General features: G+C 72.9%; 17 protein-coding genes. 9 read left to right on the top strand and 8 right to left on the bottom strand.

The features are described 5' to 3' along the window. Positions 1–8: 8 nt before the first annotated feature. Positions 9–1,142, bottom strand: coding sequence for a hypothetical protein (locus OG422_RS13440; protein ID WP_405742943.1), 1,134 nt, complete (start codon positions 1,140–1,142; stop codon positions 9–11). Between the two features lie 65 nt (positions 1,143–1,207). On the opposite strand from OG422_RS13440, the gene OG422_RS13435 reads away from it, so the two are divergent. Beyond that, on the top strand, positions 1,208–1,702 hold the full coding sequence (locus OG422_RS13435; protein WP_405742941.1) for a MarR family winged helix-turn-helix transcriptional regulator: 495 nt from the start codon (positions 1,208–1,210) through the stop codon (positions 1,700–1,702). 195 nt (positions 1,703–1,897) lie between these two features. Here OG422_RS13435 and lysA read toward each other — a convergent pair whose 3' ends face one another. Beyond that, on the bottom strand, positions 1,898–3,232 hold the full coding sequence (gene lysA / locus OG422_RS13430) for a diaminopimelate decarboxylase (protein ID WP_405742939.1): 1,335 nt from the start codon (positions 3,230–3,232) through the stop codon (positions 1,898–1,900). An 11-nt stretch (positions 3,233–3,243) separates the two neighbouring features. Next, positions 3,244–3,597: an SAV_915 family protein gene (locus tag OG422_RS13425; protein ID WP_405742937.1), complete on the bottom strand. Its 354-nt coding sequence runs from the start codon at positions 3,595–3,597 to the stop codon at positions 3,244–3,246. Positions 3,598–3,851: 254 nt separating this feature from the next. Here OG422_RS13425 and OG422_RS13420 point away from each other — a divergent pair, with 254 nt between their 5' ends. Further along, positions 3,852–4,073, top strand: a complete 222-nt coding sequence (locus OG422_RS13420) for a superinfection immunity protein (RefSeq protein WP_405742935.1) — start codon at positions 3,852–3,854, stop codon at positions 4,071–4,073. Positions 4,074–4,603: 530 nt separating this feature from the next. Here OG422_RS13420 and OG422_RS13415 read toward each other — a convergent pair. After that, entirely contained in the window at positions 4,604–4,807 is a 204-nt protein-coding gene (locus OG422_RS13415; RefSeq protein WP_143944737.1) for a cold-shock protein, read from the bottom strand. A gap of 270 nt (positions 4,808–5,077) precedes the next feature. Here OG422_RS13415 and OG422_RS13410 point away from each other — a divergent pair, with 270 nt between their 5' ends. From OG422_RS13410 to OG422_RS13395, 4 genes are all read left to right on the top strand, one after another. Continuing rightward, complete coding sequence (locus tag OG422_RS13410) at positions 5,078–5,968, top strand: menaquinone biosynthetic enzyme MqnA/MqnD family protein (RefSeq protein WP_143944738.1); 891 nt, start codon at positions 5,078–5,080, stop codon at positions 5,966–5,968. Between the two features lie 171 nt (positions 5,969–6,139). After that, positions 6,140–7,339, top strand: coding sequence for a cyclic dehypoxanthinyl futalosine synthase (mqnC, locus tag OG422_RS13405; protein WP_405742933.1), 1,200 nt, complete (start codon positions 6,140–6,142; stop codon positions 7,337–7,339). A gap of 7 nt (positions 7,340–7,346) precedes the next feature. Further along, positions 7,347–7,946, top strand: a complete 600-nt coding sequence (locus OG422_RS13400) for an imidazolonepropionase-like domain-containing protein (protein ID WP_143943370.1) — start codon at positions 7,347–7,349, stop codon at positions 7,944–7,946. 73 nt (positions 7,947–8,019) lie between these two features. After that, entirely contained in the window at positions 8,020–8,718 is a 699-nt protein-coding gene (locus OG422_RS13395) for a demethylmenaquinone methyltransferase (RefSeq protein ID WP_143943362.1), read from the top strand. 54 nt (positions 8,719–8,772) lie between these two features. Here OG422_RS13395 and OG422_RS13390 read toward each other — a convergent pair whose 3' ends face one another. Then, positions 8,773–9,291, bottom strand: a complete 519-nt coding sequence (locus tag OG422_RS13390) for a GNAT family N-acetyltransferase (RefSeq protein ID WP_405742931.1) — start codon at positions 9,289–9,291, stop codon at positions 8,773–8,775. A gap of 121 nt (positions 9,292–9,412) precedes the next feature. On the opposite strand from OG422_RS13390, the gene OG422_RS13385 reads away from it, so the two are divergent. Next, complete coding sequence (locus tag OG422_RS13385) at positions 9,413–10,738, top strand: geranylgeranyl reductase family protein (protein WP_405742929.1); 1,326 nt, start codon at positions 9,413–9,415, stop codon at positions 10,736–10,738. A gap of 142 nt (positions 10,739–10,880) precedes the next feature. After that, positions 10,881–11,135 carry a hypothetical protein gene (locus OG422_RS13380; RefSeq protein WP_143943368.1) on the top strand — a complete coding sequence of 85 codons (255 nt, stop codon included), beginning with the start codon at positions 10,881–10,883 and terminating at the stop codon, positions 11,133–11,135. A 61-nt stretch (positions 11,136–11,196) separates the two neighbouring features. Here OG422_RS13380 and OG422_RS13375 read toward each other — a convergent pair whose 3' ends face one another. From OG422_RS13375 to OG422_RS13365, 3 genes are all read right to left on the bottom strand, one after another. Continuing rightward, entirely contained in the window at positions 11,197–12,129 is a 933-nt protein-coding gene (locus OG422_RS13375) for a hypothetical protein (protein WP_405742927.1), read from the bottom strand. Between the two features lie 223 nt (positions 12,130–12,352). Further along, positions 12,353–13,162, bottom strand: a complete 810-nt coding sequence (locus OG422_RS13370) for an ATP nucleotide 3'-pyrophosphokinase (protein WP_405742925.1) — start codon at positions 13,160–13,162, stop codon at positions 12,353–12,355. 372 nt (positions 13,163–13,534) lie between these two features. After that, on the bottom strand, positions 13,535–14,365 hold the full coding sequence (locus tag OG422_RS13365; RefSeq protein ID WP_143940869.1) for a C40 family peptidase: 831 nt from the start codon (positions 14,363–14,365) through the stop codon (positions 13,535–13,537). 717 nt (positions 14,366–15,082) lie between these two features. Here OG422_RS13365 and OG422_RS13360 point away from each other — a divergent pair. Then, complete coding sequence (locus OG422_RS13360) at positions 15,083–15,442, top strand: NADH-quinone oxidoreductase subunit A (RefSeq protein WP_143940870.1); 360 nt, start codon at positions 15,083–15,085, stop codon at positions 15,440–15,442.

Here is a 15,442-nt window from a genome sequence, read left to right as displayed (position 1 = left end):
CCTTCGTCTCAGACGCTGCGGCGGGTCACGGCGCCGACCGCGCCGCCCGCGTCGAGCCGGGGTGTGCGCCGCTGCGCCGCATGCGCCGCGGCCCGGTAGCGGGGGTCGGGGCGCAGCGCGTACTCGCGCAGGCAGGCTTCGGTGAACTTGATGACGTGTTCGTCGCCGTGGTCGGCGGCGCGGGCGGCCTGGTCTCCGAGGGGTGGCAGGTCGGGGACCTCGTCGCGCCAGGCGTCGGTGCCCTCGCCGCGCCGGTCGGTGGTGAACGCCAGCAGGAACGCGGTGTGGACCTGCCACAGCCGGGCCAGCGTCGGTTCGTACAGCTCGTACGGGAGATGGGGCAGGACGAGGCGGACGGCGGCGGGCGCGGTGACGCCGTGGATGAGGGGCACCGGGGGGACCTCGGGGTGGCCGAGGTAGACGTCGGCGAACTGGAGCGTCATGTCGCCGAGCAGGCGGGGCGCGTGCTCGGGGGCGAGGCGGCCCAGGCTCTCGTGGTAGCCGGGGTGGTCGGTGAGGGCGTCGAGGCGGTGGCGGACCACGCCCGGGGTGAGGTCGCCGTCCTGGGGGTCGCGGGGGAGCGCGGCGACGGCGGACGGGAGGGTGTGGGCGCCGTGCAGGCGGGGCGCGCCGGGGAGTTCGGTGTAGCGGGCGGCCCAGTAGGCGAGGCCGCGGGAGAGTTCGGTGAGCTGGAGCGGGGTGGCGTCGGCACCGACCGCGTGGAGGCCGCGGACGGCGTGGGCGGTGCGGATCAGGCCGTGGGTCAGGCCCGCGAACAGGCCGGGGAGCAGCCGCGGCCACCAGCGGACGAGGACGTCGCGCCAGGGGGCGTCGGCGAGTTCCTGGGCGAAGAGGGCTTCCCAGTCGCCGGCCCGGTCGAACGTGCCGAGGGCGGGGCGCCAGGACGACGGGTCGGCGGGGTCGAGGGGGAAGCGGGCGGCGGGCGGGGCGTGGTGGTCCAGGGCGCGGCGGTAGCGGCCGACCCACTGGGCGACATCGTCCTCGTGGCCGAGCGCGGCCAGCGCCTCGGCGCCCATGGGGCCGTGGCTGGCGAGGTCGACGCCCTGCCCGCGTTCGTAGCCGAGGTCGTCCATCCGCTCCAGGGCGTCGTTGAGGGCGTCGCGGTATCCGGTCGACGGCATGCTCTCTCCCCGTTCAGTTCGGCTTGTCGAATAGTTTGGTTATCCAAACCATCTAGACTCGCAGTATGCCCCACACGCCCGAACCCGGGAAGGCCCCCCGGGTGCCGACCCCCGCGGAACTCGAAGTCATCGGCCTCATACCGCTGTTGGAACCGTTCTTCCGGTCCGGGGCGGTACGCGACCTCATGCCGGAGAAGATGCGCGAGGCGATGGAGGCGAACGGGCTGACCGCCCGGCACGGTGCGGTGCTGCCGCAGCTGCTGTCCGGCGGCCCGCTGACCGTCGGCGAGATCGCCCGGCGGCTGCATGTGTCCCTGCCGACCGCGAGCGAACTGGTCGGCGCCCTCAACCGCGCCGGAATGGTCACCCGCACCGAGGACCCGGCCAACCGCCGCCGCATCCTGGTCGCCCTCGCCGACGCCTACCGCCCGGCCCTCGAAACATTCGTCGCCCGCCGCTCCGAACCCCTCCTGCGCGCCCTCGACGCCCTCACGCCCGAGGAACGCGCCGGATTCCTGGCCGGGCTGACGGGGTGGGTACGGGAGATCAGGGAGAACTAGGAGATCAGGGAGAACTAGGAGATCAGGGAGAACTAGGGGACCCCGCCGCCGTACCCCAACTCCCCGCCGGGCAGGGATAAGCCCGGGGGCCCACCCACCCCCTACGGGACATCCCGCACCCCCACACCCCCACCCCGCCCCACCCCGTACGGGCCCCTCACCCCTCTCCCGTACGGGAACCACGCGGCGCCCCGGCTAAACCCCCACATCCCTCCGCTGCACGTCATCCAGGGACTCGCGCCGCACCAGAAGCCGGGCCTCGCCGTCACGGACCGCGACCACCGGCGGCCGTCCCACCAGGTTGTACCCCGAGGCCATCGACAGCTGGTACGCACCGGCGACGGGCACGGCCAGCAGGTCGCCCGGGCGGATGTCGCCGGGCAGCGGGACGTCCGCGGCGAGGACGTCGCCCGCCTCGCAGTGCCGTCCGACGACGGTGGTGGGGCGCACGGCGGCGTCCGGGCGGCGGCCGACGAGGCGCGGGGCGTAGCGGACGCCGTACAGGGCCGGGCGCGGGTTGTCGCTCATGCCGCCGTCGACGGCGACGAAGGCCCGGCCGCCGGTGTCCTTGACGGCGAGGACCCGGTAGAGCGCGACGCCCGCGGGTCCGGCGACGGCGCGGCCCGGTTCGATGAGCAGGCGGGGCACGGTCAGCCCGGCGACCGCGCAGCTCTCGACGAGTTCGGCGCGCAGTCGCCGGGCCAGCGTGGTGAGGTCGAGGGCCGGGTCGCCGGGGCGGTAGGCGATGCCGTGGCCGCCGCCCATGTCCAGCTCCGGCAGGGTCACGCCGTGCGTGTCGCGGACCCGGGCCATCAGGCCGACGACGCGGCGCAGCGCCGCGAGGTACGGCCGGGCGGCGGTGATCTGGGAGCCGATGTGGCAGTGCAGGCCGGTCAGTTCGAGCTGCGGCTGGCCGAGGATGCGGGCGAGGGCGTGCTGGGCGGAGCCGTCGGTGAGGGAGAGGCCGAACTTCTGGCCGTCGGTGCCGGTCCGGATCTTCTCGTGGCCGCCCGCGGAGATACCGGGCACGACCCGCACCATCACCTTCTGACGGCCTTTCGGCCCGACGAGGGCGGCGAGGCGGGCGATCTCGGACGGGCTGTCGATGACGATCCGGCCGACGCCGAGCCGCAGCGCGCTGTCAAGGTCGCGCGGCGATTTGGCGTTGCCGTGCAGCACGATGCGGCGCGGGTCGAAGCCCGCGGCGACGGCGAGTTCCAGCTCACCGGCCGAGCAGACGTCCAGGCCGAGCCCTTCCTCGTCGGCCCAGCGGACCATGGCGCGGCAGAGGAACGCCTTGGCGGCGTAGTGGACGTCGGCGTCGGGGAACGCGTCGCGGTAGGTGCGGCAGCGGGCCCGTACCTCCGCTTCGTCGAGGACGTAGACGGGGGTGTCGAAGCGGCGGGCCGTCTCGGTGAGCGGGACGCCGCCGACGGCGAGGTCACCGCCGGGCAGGCGGGTGGTGGAGGACGGCCAGACGGACAGGTCGTCGGCGTCGGCGGGGAGGCGGGGGAGGGCCGCGGTGCTCATGGCGGCGCCTCTCAGACGGTCCGGGCGGCGCGGCGGGCGGGCTGCGGCGGGACGCTCGCGCGGGCGGGCGGCGGGGTGGTGCGGGGCGCGGTGAACGTCGGGTCGACGGTCAGCCGCGGTGCGCCCGACGGACCGGCGAGAGCGCGCAGCGCCGCCTCGGACAGCCGGATCCAGGGCTGCGCTCCGCCGAGGGTGGCGGCCAGCCGGGCGGGGCTGGTGAAGCCGACGACGGTCCGGGCGCCGAGCGGGGTGCGGAACAGGCGGATCACGGGACCGGTGACGCCCGGCCGGACGGGTACGCAGAGGAGTCCGGCCGGGGACGGTTCGTGCGGCTCGGCGTCGTCGTCGTACGAGTAAAGGCACATGCGTCGGTCCTCCGGAAGGTCGGGTGCCCCGGACGCGGGGAGGCCGCCGGGGCGCACCGAACGTATCCCCGGGTGCGGCGGGCAACGGCCCTGTCCTGACGCGTCTTTGACGGCGGGCGGCCCGGCCCTTGCGGATCGCTGACGGGGATGGCGGTGTGTGGTCGGACGCGCATCGTGGAAGCGGGTGTTAACACCGGCCCGGTACGGTGTGCCCACGTCAAAAGCAGGCGAGCGAGCGGGAAGCGTGGTGCAAGGTGGATTTCTCGGTTCTGGGGCCCGTGGCGGCGATCGTGGTCGCGGTGCTGGCGCTGGTGGTCTTCCTGCTGCCGACCTATGTGGCGTTCCACCGCAAGGCGGATGAACGGTGGATCGTGCTGGTCGTCAATGTGCTGTTCGGCGCGACGTTCGTGGGCTGGGTGGTGGCCCTCATCCTGGCGACGCGGAAGCCGGCCGCCCAGCGGCAGGCGACGGCGTGACGGTGTGAGCGGGGCGCCGGTTCCGGCCCGGGGTGCGTGGGTGTGACGGCTCCGCCCCGGGGTGCCCGGCCCGAGCCCGCCCGTGGGCGCCCGGCCCGGCCGGTGGCATCGGGCGGGCGGAATCATGACGGATCCCTGACGGAACCTTGACAGAAAGACCCGGCGGAAGAACCGCGCCGGAGGCGCCTCCCGGAAGATTCCGCGGAACGCGGAACAGGACCCGGGAACTCAGGGGAATTCGGGCGGACGCGAGCGTCAGCTGACCCGGGAGTCAGGAAATCGCCCGCCGCCGGTCCCTTGCCGCAGATCCGTTTCCGCGCCCGTTCCCCTCCCGTTTCCGTCCGGTACATGCCCGGTTTGCGTGCCGCATGCCGGTGCCGCGGCGGGGGGAATCGGAAATCCGGTCGCGGTCGGCGGAAAAGCCGAAAAAAGCAGGAGCCCCGCTCGCCGCCGAAGAGGCGGAGCGGGGCTCCTTGGGTACTGCTCTTGAGAACAGCGATCAATGGCCGTTGCCGGCCGACCCGGGCAACTTAGGCCGGGACGACGTTCTCCGCCTGCGGGCCCTTCGGGCCCTGCGTGACGTCGAAGGTCACCTGCTGGTTCTCCTCCAGGGAGCGGAAGCCAGAGGCGTTGATCGCGGAGTAGTGGACGAAGACATCCGGGCCGCCGCCGTCCTGGGCGATGAAGCCGAAGCCCTTTTCAGCGTTGAACCACTTGACGGTTCCGGTAGCCATAAGCCCTCCTTGGGCCAAAGGGTTGCCCTGCTCCAGAACCTGAAACAAGTCTGAAAACGACAAAAGCCTGCGGGTTACATGCTCCGCAGGCTCTGTACTGCAAGGGAAACCAAACTGCAACTTGCGCTGAGCGTAGCATGGTGCGCTCGTGCGGTGGAAGAGCCAAAGATCACGTTTACCCGAAGGGGTCAGTGCCGCCCATCCGGCGCCCGGGGAGCCATATGCGCCCCCGCCGTGCCGGTTCCCGGCCCACGGGTCTAGCCTCCGCATGTGGACAATTCAACCTTTGGAGACGCCCCCGCCGAAGCCGCCGCCGGCGCCCGTCGCAGTCGGCCGCGGGTGGGCCACATCCAGTTCCTGAACTGCCTGCCCCTTTACTGGGGCCTCGCCCGTACGGGCACCCTGCTCGATCTGGAGCTGACCAAGGACACCCCGGAGAAGCTCAGCGAGCAGCTCATCCGGGGGGAGCTGGACATCGCTCCGGTCACCCTGGTGGAGTTCCTGCGCGCCGCCGACGACCTCGTGGCCTTCCCGGACCTCGCGGTCGGCTGCGACGGCCCGGTGATGTCCTGCGTGATCGTCTCGCAGAAGCCGCTGGACCAGTTGGACGGTGCCCGGGTCGCCCTCGGGTCGACGTCGCGGACCTCGGTGCGGCTCGCGCAGCTGCTGCTCGCCGAGCGGATCGGGGTCCGGCCGGACTACTTCACCTGCCCGCCGGACCTGGGCCTGATGATGCAGGAGGCGGACGCCGCCGTCCTGATCGGGGACGCCGCGCTCCGCGCCAACCTCCACGACGGGCCCCGGCTCGGCCTCCAGGTCCACGACCTGGGGCAGATGTGGAAGGAGTGGACGGGCCTGCCGTTCGTCTTCGCCGTCTGGGCCACCCGCCGCGACTACCTCGCGCGTGAGCCGCAGGTCGTGGAGAAGGTCCACGAGGCGTTCCTCGCGTCCCGGGACGTGTCGCTGGAGGAGGTCACCAAGGTCGCCGAGCAGGCCGCCCGCTGGGAGTCCTTCGACGAGACGGTGCTGGAGAAGTACTTCACGACGCTGGACTTCCGTTTCGGCCCCGACCAGCTGCGCGGTGTCACCGAGTTCGCCCGCCGGGTCGGCCCGACCACCGGCTTCCCCGCCGATGTGGCGGTGGACCTCCTGGGGCGCTGACCGATGGGCCACCGGCGCGCGCCGCATCGCCGCGCGCCCTGCCGCCCGAGCCGGGCCGCCCGCGCCCGGCCCGCCTCCCGCCGCCGCCCCGGCGGGACGCCCCCGGGCCGCCGGGAACCCCTGGCGTAGGCTGGGCCGGTCCGTCAATACCCCTCCGAAAGGGACGCTCCGGTGACCGAGAACGCCGACCTCCAGTCCGTACTCGACCGCGCCGCGCAGGGCGGCCGCATCACGCCGGAGGAGGCGCTCGACCTCTACCGCTCCGCGCCGCTGCACGCCCTCGGCCGCGCCGCCGACGCCGTACGCCGCCGCCGGTACGCCGGGACCGAGCACATCGCGACGTACATCATCGAGCGGAACATCAACTACACCAACGTCTGTGTGACGGCCTGCAAGTTCTGCGCGTTCTACGCGGCGCCGAAGGACACGAAGAAGGGCTGGAGCCGCGACCTCGACGACATCCTGCGCCGCTGCGCGGAGACCGTCGAGCTGGGCGGCACCCAGATCATGTTCCAGGGCGGCCACCACCCGGACTACGGCGTCGAGTACTACGAAGAGCACTTCTCGGCGATCAAGAAGGCGTTCCCGCAGCTGGTCATCCACTCCCTCGGCGCGTCCGAGATCGAGCACATGGCCCGGATCTCCAAGGTGTCGGTCGAGGAGGCGATCCGCCGGATCCACGCCGCCGGTCTCGACTCGTTCGCCGGTGCCGGTGCCGAGCTGCTGCCGGAGCGGCCCCGTAAGGCCATCGCGCCGCTGAAGGAGTCCGGCGAGCGCTGGCTGGAGATCATGGAGATCGCCCACAACCTGGGCGTGGAGTCCACCTCCACCATGCTGATGGGCACCGGCGAGACCAACGCCGAGCGGATCGAGCACCTGCGGATGATCCGGGACGTCCAGGACCGTACGGGCGGCTTCCGCGCCTTCATCCCGTACACCTACCAGCCGGAGAACAACCACCTGAAGGGCCGGACGCAGGCGACGCTCTTCGAGTACCTGCGGATGATCGCCATCGCGCGGATCTTCCTCGACAACGTCGCGCACATTCAGGGTTCCTGGCTGACCACCGGCAAGGAGGTCGGCCAGCTGTCGCTGCACTACGGCGCCGACGACCTCGGTTCGATCATGCTGGAGGAGAACGTCGTCTCCTCCGCCGGTGCCAAGCACCGCTCCAACCGCCAGGAGATCATCGACCTGATCCGCAAGGCGGGCCGTGTCCCCGCGCAGCGCGCCACGACGTACGAGCACCTCGCCGTCCACGACGACCCGGCGAACGACCCGGTCGACGAGCGGGTCGCCTCGCACATCTCGTCCACGGCGATCGAGGGCGGGACCGCCCATCCCGAGCTGAAGCTCGTCGAGGCCAACTGAGCCCATGGTGCTGACACTGCACGTAGCCGAGTCGTCCCCGGAGACCGCGGTTCTCGTCGACGGCGCGTCCCTCGCCGCCGTCGGCCCGTACGAGGACCTGGCCGCCGCCCACCCCGGAGTGCGGGTGCGGCGGTGGCCCGGCATCCTCACCCCGGGGCTGCTCAACCCGTACGGGCCCGAGCTGCTCGAAGGCGCTTATCACCCGGACCCGCGCGAGGCCGACGAGTTCGGCACCGAACCGATCACCGGGGAACGCGCGCGGCTCCTCTTCCGCGCCGACGCGTCGCGGCGCGGTGCCAGTGCCCGGCGCGGGGTGCAGCGGATGCTGGCGCACGGCACGGTCGCCCTCGCAGGGGAGCTGCGCAGCCGGGCCGCCGTGGACGCGGTGCGCAGGGCCGGGCTCGTGGTCGGGCAGCGCCCGGAGAACCTGCCGGGCCCGGCGTCCTTCTCCCCGGTCCCGCTCGTCCTGCTGCCGCCGCTGAAGCCGGGCGGGCCCGCCCGGTTCGCCGTGTTCGACGTGCCGGACCGGGCTGCCCTCGTCAGACTCGGAGCCGCCACCTGCGTCGCCACGGTCATCGACGGACGCCTGGTCCACCGCCGCCGCTGACCGCCGCCGCCCCGGCCCGCCGCGACGGCCGCCCGGTGCCGGGCGCGGTCGGGCGACGGTGGACAATGGCCGGGTGACCCGAGCATCCCTGGACAAGCAGCCGCACGAAGTCGCCGCGATGTTCGACGACGTGGCGGCGCGCTACGACCTCACCAACGACGTGCTCTCCCTGGGGCAGGCCCGGCTGTGGCGCAAGGAGGTGGACCGGGCGGTCGCCGCGCGGCCCGCCGAGCGCATCCTCGACCTCGCGGCCGGCACCGGCACCTCCTCGCTGCCCTTCGCCCGCACCGGCGCCCGCGTCGTGCCGTGCGACTTCTCCGTCGGCATGCTCCGCGAGGGCAAGAAGCGCCATCCGTGGCTGCCGTTCACCGCCGGTGACGGCACCCGGCTGCCCTTCGCGGACGAGGTGTTCGACGCCGTCACCATCTCCTTCGGCCTGCGCAACATCCAGGACACCGACGCCGCCCTCGCCGAGCTGTACCGCGTCACCAAGCCCGGCGGCCGCGTCGTGATCTGCGAGTTCAGCGAGCCGACGTGGGGCCCGTTCCGCACCGTCTACACCGAGTACCTGATGCGGGCGCTGCCGCCGGTCGCCCGCGCGGTCAGCAGCAACCCGGACGCGTACGTCTACCTCGCCGAGTCGATCCGCAGCTGGCCCAACCAGCCCGCGCTCGCCGCCCGCCTCCAGGGCGTCGGCTGGTCGAAGGTGGCCTGGCGCAACCTCACCGGCGGCATCGTCGCCCTGCACCGCGGCGTCCGCCCCGCGCACTGACGCGGACCGGCCGGGGCGGCGCACCGCCCCGGCCGGACGCTCACCGGTGCCGCCTCAAAGCGCCAGCCGGTAGCAGTACGCCGTGACCCCCGGCTTCTCGTACGTCTCCGCCCGCCGCATGCCGAGCCGTTCGGCGACCGCGATCGACCGGGCGTTCCGGGAGTTGATCATCGCGACGACCTCGCGGACGCCGGCCGCCCGGACGTCGTCCAGCGCCGCGCGCGCCGCGGCCGTCGCGTACCCCTTGCCCCAGTGGTCGCGCCCCAGCCGCCAGCCGATCTCGATCTCGCCGACCGGGCCCCACGACTCGTGCGGCCACGGCTGGGCACCGGCGAAGCCGAGGACCGTGCCGTCCGGGCCGAGCAGGGTGTACAAGCAGAAGCCGCGTTCGGCGTGGTGGCGGCGCTGGCGGGCGGTCAGCTCGTCGTAGACCGACAGTTCGGCCGGGGCGCCGCCGTGGAACTCCATGACGTCGGGGTGGGCGAAGGCGTGGTGCCAGTTCCACGCGTCCTCCTCGGTGGGCACCCGCAGTTCGACGGCGGGGGGCGCGCCGTCCGTGGTCGTCTTCGTCATCGGCTTCACGGCCAACCCTTCAGGATCTGATCACCAAGGCCCCCATAGACTGCCCATGCCAGGTGCCGTTCGGCACCCGGATATGCAGAAATCCAGATATCGACTTCCCTGGAGTTCCCCCGTGACCGAGTCCGCGCCCGTGACCGAGTCCGCGCCCGCGCCCGCCGCCGAGCGGCGCTCAGAGCACAGCGCGGATGTGATCGTCGTCGGCGCCGGTCCGGCCGGATCCGCGACCGCCTACCACCTCGCGCAGGCCGGGCTCGACGTCCTCCTGCTGGAGAAGACGGCGTTTCCTCGCGAGAAGGTCTGCGGTGACGGTCTGACGCCGCGCGCCGTCAAGCAGCTCGTCGCGATGGGCATCGACATCTCCGAGGAGGCGGGCTGGCTGCGCAACAAGGGCCTGCGCATCATCGGCGGCGGCTCCCGCCTCCAGCTCGACTGGCCCGACCTGGCGTCGTTCCCGGACTACGGACTCGTCCGCAAGCGCGACGACTTCGACGAACAGCTCGCCCGCCAGGCGCAGAAGGCCGGTGCCCGGCTGTACGAGCGCTGCAACGTCGGCGCCCCGATCGTCCACGAACTGACCGGCCGCATCACGGGCGTGCACGCCAAGCTGGGTGAGGAGAAGACGCCGGTCACCTTCCACGCCCCGCTGGTCGTCGCCGCCGACGGCAACTCCACCCGCCTCTCCGTCGCGATGGGCCTGCACCGCCGCGAGGACCGCCCGATGGGCGTCGCGGTCCGTACGTACTTCACCTCGCCGCGCCACGACGACGACTACCTGGAGTCCTGGCTGGAGCTGTGGGACCGCCGCGGCGCCGAGGACCGGCTGCTGCCCGGTTACGGCTGGATTTTCGGCATGGGCGACGGCACCAGCAACGTCGGCCTCGGCATCCTCAACTCCTCGTCCGCCTTCCGGGAGCTGGACTGGCGCGAGATCCTCAAGGCGTGGTGCGCCTCCATGCCCGAGGAGTGGGGCTACACCCCCGAGAACATGACGACGACGATCCGCGGCGCCGCGCTGCCGATGGCGTTCAACCGCCAGCCGCACTACACCCGCGGCCTGCTGCTCGTCGGCGACGCGGGCGGGCTGGTCAACCCGTTCAACGGCGAGGGCATCGCGTACGCCATGGAGTCCGGGGCGCTGGCCGCCGAGGTCATCGTGCAGGCGCATGCCCGCGCCACCTACCTCCAGCGTGAACGGGCCCTGGAGGGCTACCCGAAGGTCCTCAAGGAGACCTACGGCGGCTACTACTCGATGGGCCGTGCGTTCGTGAAGCTCATCGGCAACCCGAAGGTCATGCAGATCGCCACCCAGCGCGGGCTGACCCATCCGCTGCTGATGCGCTTCACCCTCAAGATGCTCGCCAACCTCACCGACCCCACGGGCGGCGACGCGATGGACCGCATCATCAACGGGCTGAGCAAGGTGGCCCCGAAGGCGTGAACCGCCGGGCTCCGGCCGGCGCGCACGTCACCTCACCGGGTACGCCTCACCCCGAGAACGCCCTCTTCCGAGCAGGTCACGCATGGTCCGCGCGGCCGGGGGGAGTACGGAGGGGATTCATTCGCCCGTTGAGTGTGAGGTCATGGAGTTGGAGTCGATGATCAGGGATGCCGAGGGAGCGCGCGACGAGCTGCGGGCCGCGCTGCTGGGGGTCGGTGTCGTCCTGCCCACCCTGCGGCTCGACGCCGCGTCGGTCGCCGGGGAGGACCCCCGGCCGCTGGTGGAGTTGGGGCGCTGCGCCCCGGACGTGGCGCGGCAGCTCGCCGCCGTGCTCCGCCGCTGCGCGATGCACAGCACGTACGAACGGAACCGGCAGGGCGCGGGCAGCGCACCGTGAGTCCGGGCCCGGTGCCGGGGAGCGCCCCGTGAGCCGGACCGCGGCGCCCGGGGACGGTCCGTCAGGGGCGCGCGGCCTCGTCGGCGGGGCGCCGCTGCGCGCGGCGCTCCCGGCGGCCGGCCAGCAGATATCCGCCGGCCGCGGTCGCCGCGAGGACGGCGCCGCCCGCCGCGAGCAGGGTGGCGGCGCTCCGGTCCCCGGCGGTGATCCGCGCCAGCTCCGCGAAGCGGACCTCGGTCGTGGGGCGGTTCTCCGCCGCACCGCCGCCACCGGCGGCGACCGGGCCGTGCGGGGCGCCGGGGTGTGAGGTGTCGGGGCGCGCCGTGTGCGGGCCTCCGGAGGCCGGGCCGTCGGGGCCCGGCCTCTTCGCGTACGGGCCCTCGGGACGCGGGAGTTCACGGTGCGGGCCGCCGGGCCGCGGCGCGGTGCCGGGCGCCGGGGCGTTCCCGGCGGGCGGGCCGGACGGGGTGGTGTGCGGCGCGGCGGACGGCGCGCGGGACGGGCCGTGCGCCGGGTCGCCGCCCGCGACGGTGGTCCGCACGGTGACGCTCCAGGGGGCGCTGTCGGGGCAGACGCCCTCGATCGCCCAGGCGGCCCGCGCGTCGGCCCGCGCGGCGGTGGCCTCGTCGATCGGCCCGAGGCCCAGCGGCACCCGGGGCGCGGTCTGTGCCGCGCCCCGGTAGGTGCCGGTGTTTCCCTGGCGATCCAGGGTGACGGTGCCGTCCCGCAGCACCCGCCCCTCGCCGCTGATGTTCCGCGGCATCCGCTCCTCGTCGCGTATCGCGCAGGTCACGGCCACGGTGACGGGCCGGCCGCGGAGTACGGTCGCCGGGCTGACGGAGGCGGACGGTCCGTCGGCGGACGCGGCCGCCCCGGATATGACGGCGGACGCGGACAGGGTCCGCGCGGGCGTGGCCGAGGCCGCCGGGGCGGTGAGGGCGACGGCGGCCGCGCCGAGCGCGGATGCGGCCAGGGTGCGCGCGGCGCGGCACATACGGGTCCTCCTGGGACGGCGTGGGGAAGCGCCCGGACGGGCTCCCGGACCCCGCACACCTGGGGTGCGCCGGGCCCGCTTCTGGTGCCATGTCAGCCGAGGCACGCCCGGAGCGCACGCGGAGCGGCGCGGGGGAGGGGCACGGGTGGGCCGAACGGGCGGCGGGACGGCGGACGCGCCCGGTCCGCCCCGGGTGCGCCCGCCGTCCCGCCGCTGTCGTCCGTCAGACGGTGGCCGGAACGGTGGCCGGGGCGCGGCGGCGGGGCTCCGGGGCCGTCAGGCGGTCGGCGCCGGGCGGGACGGGGACGGCGGCGAAGAGGGCGTTCTGCTGCTCCTGGAGTTCTCGCGCCCGCTCGGGCGAGGTGCCGGGCAGCCGCTGCTCCTCGTACAACTTGTGGGTCTCCAGTTGGGCGGCCTTGCTCTCGGGGGTGTGGAACTGCACCTCGAAGAGCTGGCCGGAGCGGGGCGCGCGCCAGCCGGAGTTGACGGCCTTGTAGCCGGTCCGCCGCTGCCAGGTGTTGGACCACTTGGTGCTGTCGTTGCCCCAGGAGGACAGCAGCGCGGAGGCGGCGGTGACGCCCGCGGTGTACCGCTTCCCGGGCCACTGAAGGGTGAAGCGCACCGCGTCGTTGATCCGGGAGAGGGACTGGCCGACGGTACGGCCGCGCTCCTCGCCCATCCAGGTGGCGACCTTGCGCTTGAGCGAGTCCGGGGACTTCAGCCGCTGGTCGAAGCCGACCAGTTCGGCGTGGCTGAGCCGGGCGGCGGCCCGGATCTGCGGGCTGATGGAGCGTTCGGCCGTGCGGGCGCGGGCGGCGTACGCGTCGACCGCCGCGTTGTCGGCGGCGTCGAGGTGGAGGCCGTCCTGATTCCAGCCGCCGCCGGGGGCGGTGCGGTGGAGCGCGTCGTTGCTGACGACGGTGGTGCGCGGCGTGACGGGACCGGCCGCGGCCGGGTGGGCGGCGCCCAGACCGAGCGCGGCGGCCAGGGCCGCGCCGGTCAGGGCCCGGGTGAGGGGGCGGAGTGCGGTCATCGGAGTGCGGTGTCCTCTCGGCGGGCGCCGCACGGTGCCCGGGTGGCGGGGTGCGGCGGGTGGCGAGAGGCGCAACGGTCCGCGCGGGCCGCCGGTGTCTGCCGACGTACCGATGGGGTGGAACGCGACCGGAACCCGGCGGCCCGCGGCGCGAACCGGCCGCCCGCGCGCGCCTGAGGGACTCCGGTGCGCCGCCGCGTACGGCCTTCACCGCACGCCAAGGGCCGCCCCTCCCGAGCGGTGGGAGGAGCGGCCCAAGCCAGGCGCGTTACGGAGCGGTCGGCCCGTCAGGGAGAGGCACGACGGTGTACGGGCGGGAGTGGGCGCCGGGGCGCGTCGCGGACGGGTCGTGCTCCGTGGGGGGTGCCGGTCTCAGAGGACGCGGACGGCACCGGTGGGCTGGTCGTAGCTGAGCGGACGCTCGACCACGCCGGTGCTGGAGTTCTGCGCGCCGATGAAGTTGCCGTTCCCGACGTAGACACCCACGTGGTAGGCGCTGCCCGCGCCGCCCCAGTAGAGGATGTCGCCGACCTGGAGGTTGCTCAGGCCGACCTGGGTACCGGCGGTCGACTGCGACTGCGAGACGCGCGGCAGCTCGATGCCGATCTGCCGGAACGCGGCCTGGGTGAGGCCGGAGCAGTCGTACGCGGAGGGGCCGGTGGCGCCCATGACGTACGCCTTGCCGACCTGGGCGCGGAGGAAGGAGAGCAGCGTGGCGGTGGAACCGGTGGCACCGGTGGACGGTGTGGAGTCGGTGGAGCCGGAGCCCGAGGAGTCACCGCCCGTCAGGCTGGTGCGGTCGGCGGAGCGGGAGGCCCGCGCCTGCACGGCCTCGGCGGCCTTCTTCTTCGCCTCCGCCGCCTTCTTCTTGGCCTCGGCGGCCTTCTGCTCGGCCTCGGCCTTGTCCTTCTTCGCGGCCTTGGCGGCGGACGACACCGCCTTGTCCTGCGCGGCCTGACGCTCGTAGGACTCCGCGACCTGCTGGGCGGTGTCGGCGCTCTCGGCGAGGTCGGCGGTGAGCGCCGTCGTGATGGTCGGCAGCTCCTGCGTCTCGGCCACCGGCTTGTCGGCGGCGTTGGCCGGAACGGTGGCGCCGGCCACCGCGAGGGTGAGGAAACCACCGGTCACGCCCGCACGCAGGGCCCGCGAGGACGCGGAACGGCGGGGCTTCCGGTGGCTGGGTATGAGTGCGTTCGGGGACATGGCACCACGGCTATCAAGAGTCACAGGTTGCTGCCAACAAAGGTGGCCTGCGCCACACTTGACGCGCACATGATGAATGAAAGGGACTTATTGCCACTCGTAGTGCCACTCGAACGGTGTCCGAAAATCGCGATCATGCACCTACGCACGGCTTTTGCAGCCGATGTGGGTGCGCGGAGGCGCCTATCACCTCTGCGGGCGCCACGCCAAGGCTTCCCGGAGGTCAAGGAGTTATGGCGCGAAACCGCGTGGGATAGCTCACTCGCGAGTGCCCGTTATGTTCCCGTGATCCGTCCGCACCCCGGCGCTCGTGAAGGCGTGCACGTACGGGCCATCACGAGCGGATCACGGGACGGTCACATCACCGGCCGTGCGGCTTATAGCAGTTGAGGGTGTCCAGCGCCAATTTGCTTGTGCAGTCACCGTCTTGATAGTGACTCAGCCGCTTTGACCAGCGGTAACTCGTATGAATGTCACCTCTCGTGATCACTCGCGCGCTTCACGTGTGTAGATCACCGCTCATCCGACTTCATGATCCTTCGTCAGGTGGTGGAGATCACAAAGGCGTTGACGTACCCCGTGTCGCAGATCACAGGATGACGGGCATAAGATGCAGGCGGTCCGGGCTTGTGAACTGCCTCACATGCGCACGATCTCTGTGGGGCGAGCCCGGGCGGACCGCCATCCAGTCATCGTCGACTGAAGGGAGCGAGGACGGTGAACGCCTATGCGCCCATCCTCGTACTGGGAGCCCTCGGGGCAGGCTTTGCGATCTTCTCCGTCGTGATGGCCACGCTCGTCGGACCCAGGCGCTACAACCGGGCCAAGCTCGAAGCGTACGAATGCGGAATCGAGCCGACCCCGCAGCCGGCCGGCGGCGGTCGCTTCCCGATCAAGTACTACCTGACGGCGATGCTCTTCATCGTCTTCGACATCGAGATCGTCTTCCTCTACCCCTGGGCCATCACCTTCGATGCCCTGGGGCTGTTCGGGCTCGTCGAGATGCTCCTCTTCGCGCTCACCGTCTTCGTCGCCTACGCCTATGTATGGCGTCGCGGCGGCCTGGAATGGGACTAG

Source organism: Streptomyces sp. NBC_01525, from assembly GCF_045040405.1.
GTDB lineage: Bacteria > Actinomycetota > Actinomycetes > Streptomycetales > Streptomycetaceae > Streptomyces > Streptomyces benahoarensis.
The sequence above is the reverse complement of the archived record's forward strand: the minus strand, read 5'-3'. Positions and strand labels throughout refer to the sequence as shown.

Coding starts and splice junctions, on each gene's coding strand:
- OG422_RS13380 (WP_143943368.1), top strand. CDS start 10,881: ATGGAGTTGGAGTCGATGATCAGGGATGCCGAGGGAGCGCGCGACGAG.
- lysA (WP_405742939.1), bottom strand. CDS start 3,232: ATGAGCACCGCGGCCCTCCCCCGCCTCCCCGCCGACGCCGACGACCTG.
- OG422_RS13440 (WP_405742943.1), bottom strand. CDS start 1,142: ATGCCGTCGACCGGATACCGCGACGCCCTCAACGACGCCCTGGAGCGG.
- OG422_RS13425 (WP_405742937.1), bottom strand. CDS start 3,597: ATGTGCCTTTACTCGTACGACGACGACGCCGAGCCGCACGAACCGTCC.
- OG422_RS13375 (WP_405742927.1), bottom strand. CDS start 12,129: ATGTGCCGCGCCGCGCGCACCCTGGCCGCATCCGCGCTCGGCGCGGCC.
- OG422_RS13435 (WP_405742941.1), top strand. CDS start 1,208: ATGCCCCACACGCCCGAACCCGGGAAGGCCCCCCGGGTGCCGACCCCC.
- OG422_RS13370 (WP_405742925.1), bottom strand. CDS start 13,162: ATGACCGCACTCCGCCCCCTCACCCGGGCCCTGACCGGCGCGGCCCTG.
- OG422_RS13415 (WP_143944737.1), bottom strand. CDS start 4,807: ATGGCTACCGGAACCGTCAAGTGGTTCAACGCTGAAAAGGGCTTCGGC.
- OG422_RS13365 (WP_143940869.1), bottom strand. CDS start 14,365: ATGTCCCCGAACGCACTCATACCCAGCCACCGGAAGCCCCGCCGTTCC.
- OG422_RS13390 (WP_405742931.1), bottom strand. CDS start 9,291: ATGACGAAGACGACCACGGACGGCGCGCCCCCCGCCGTCGAACTGCGG.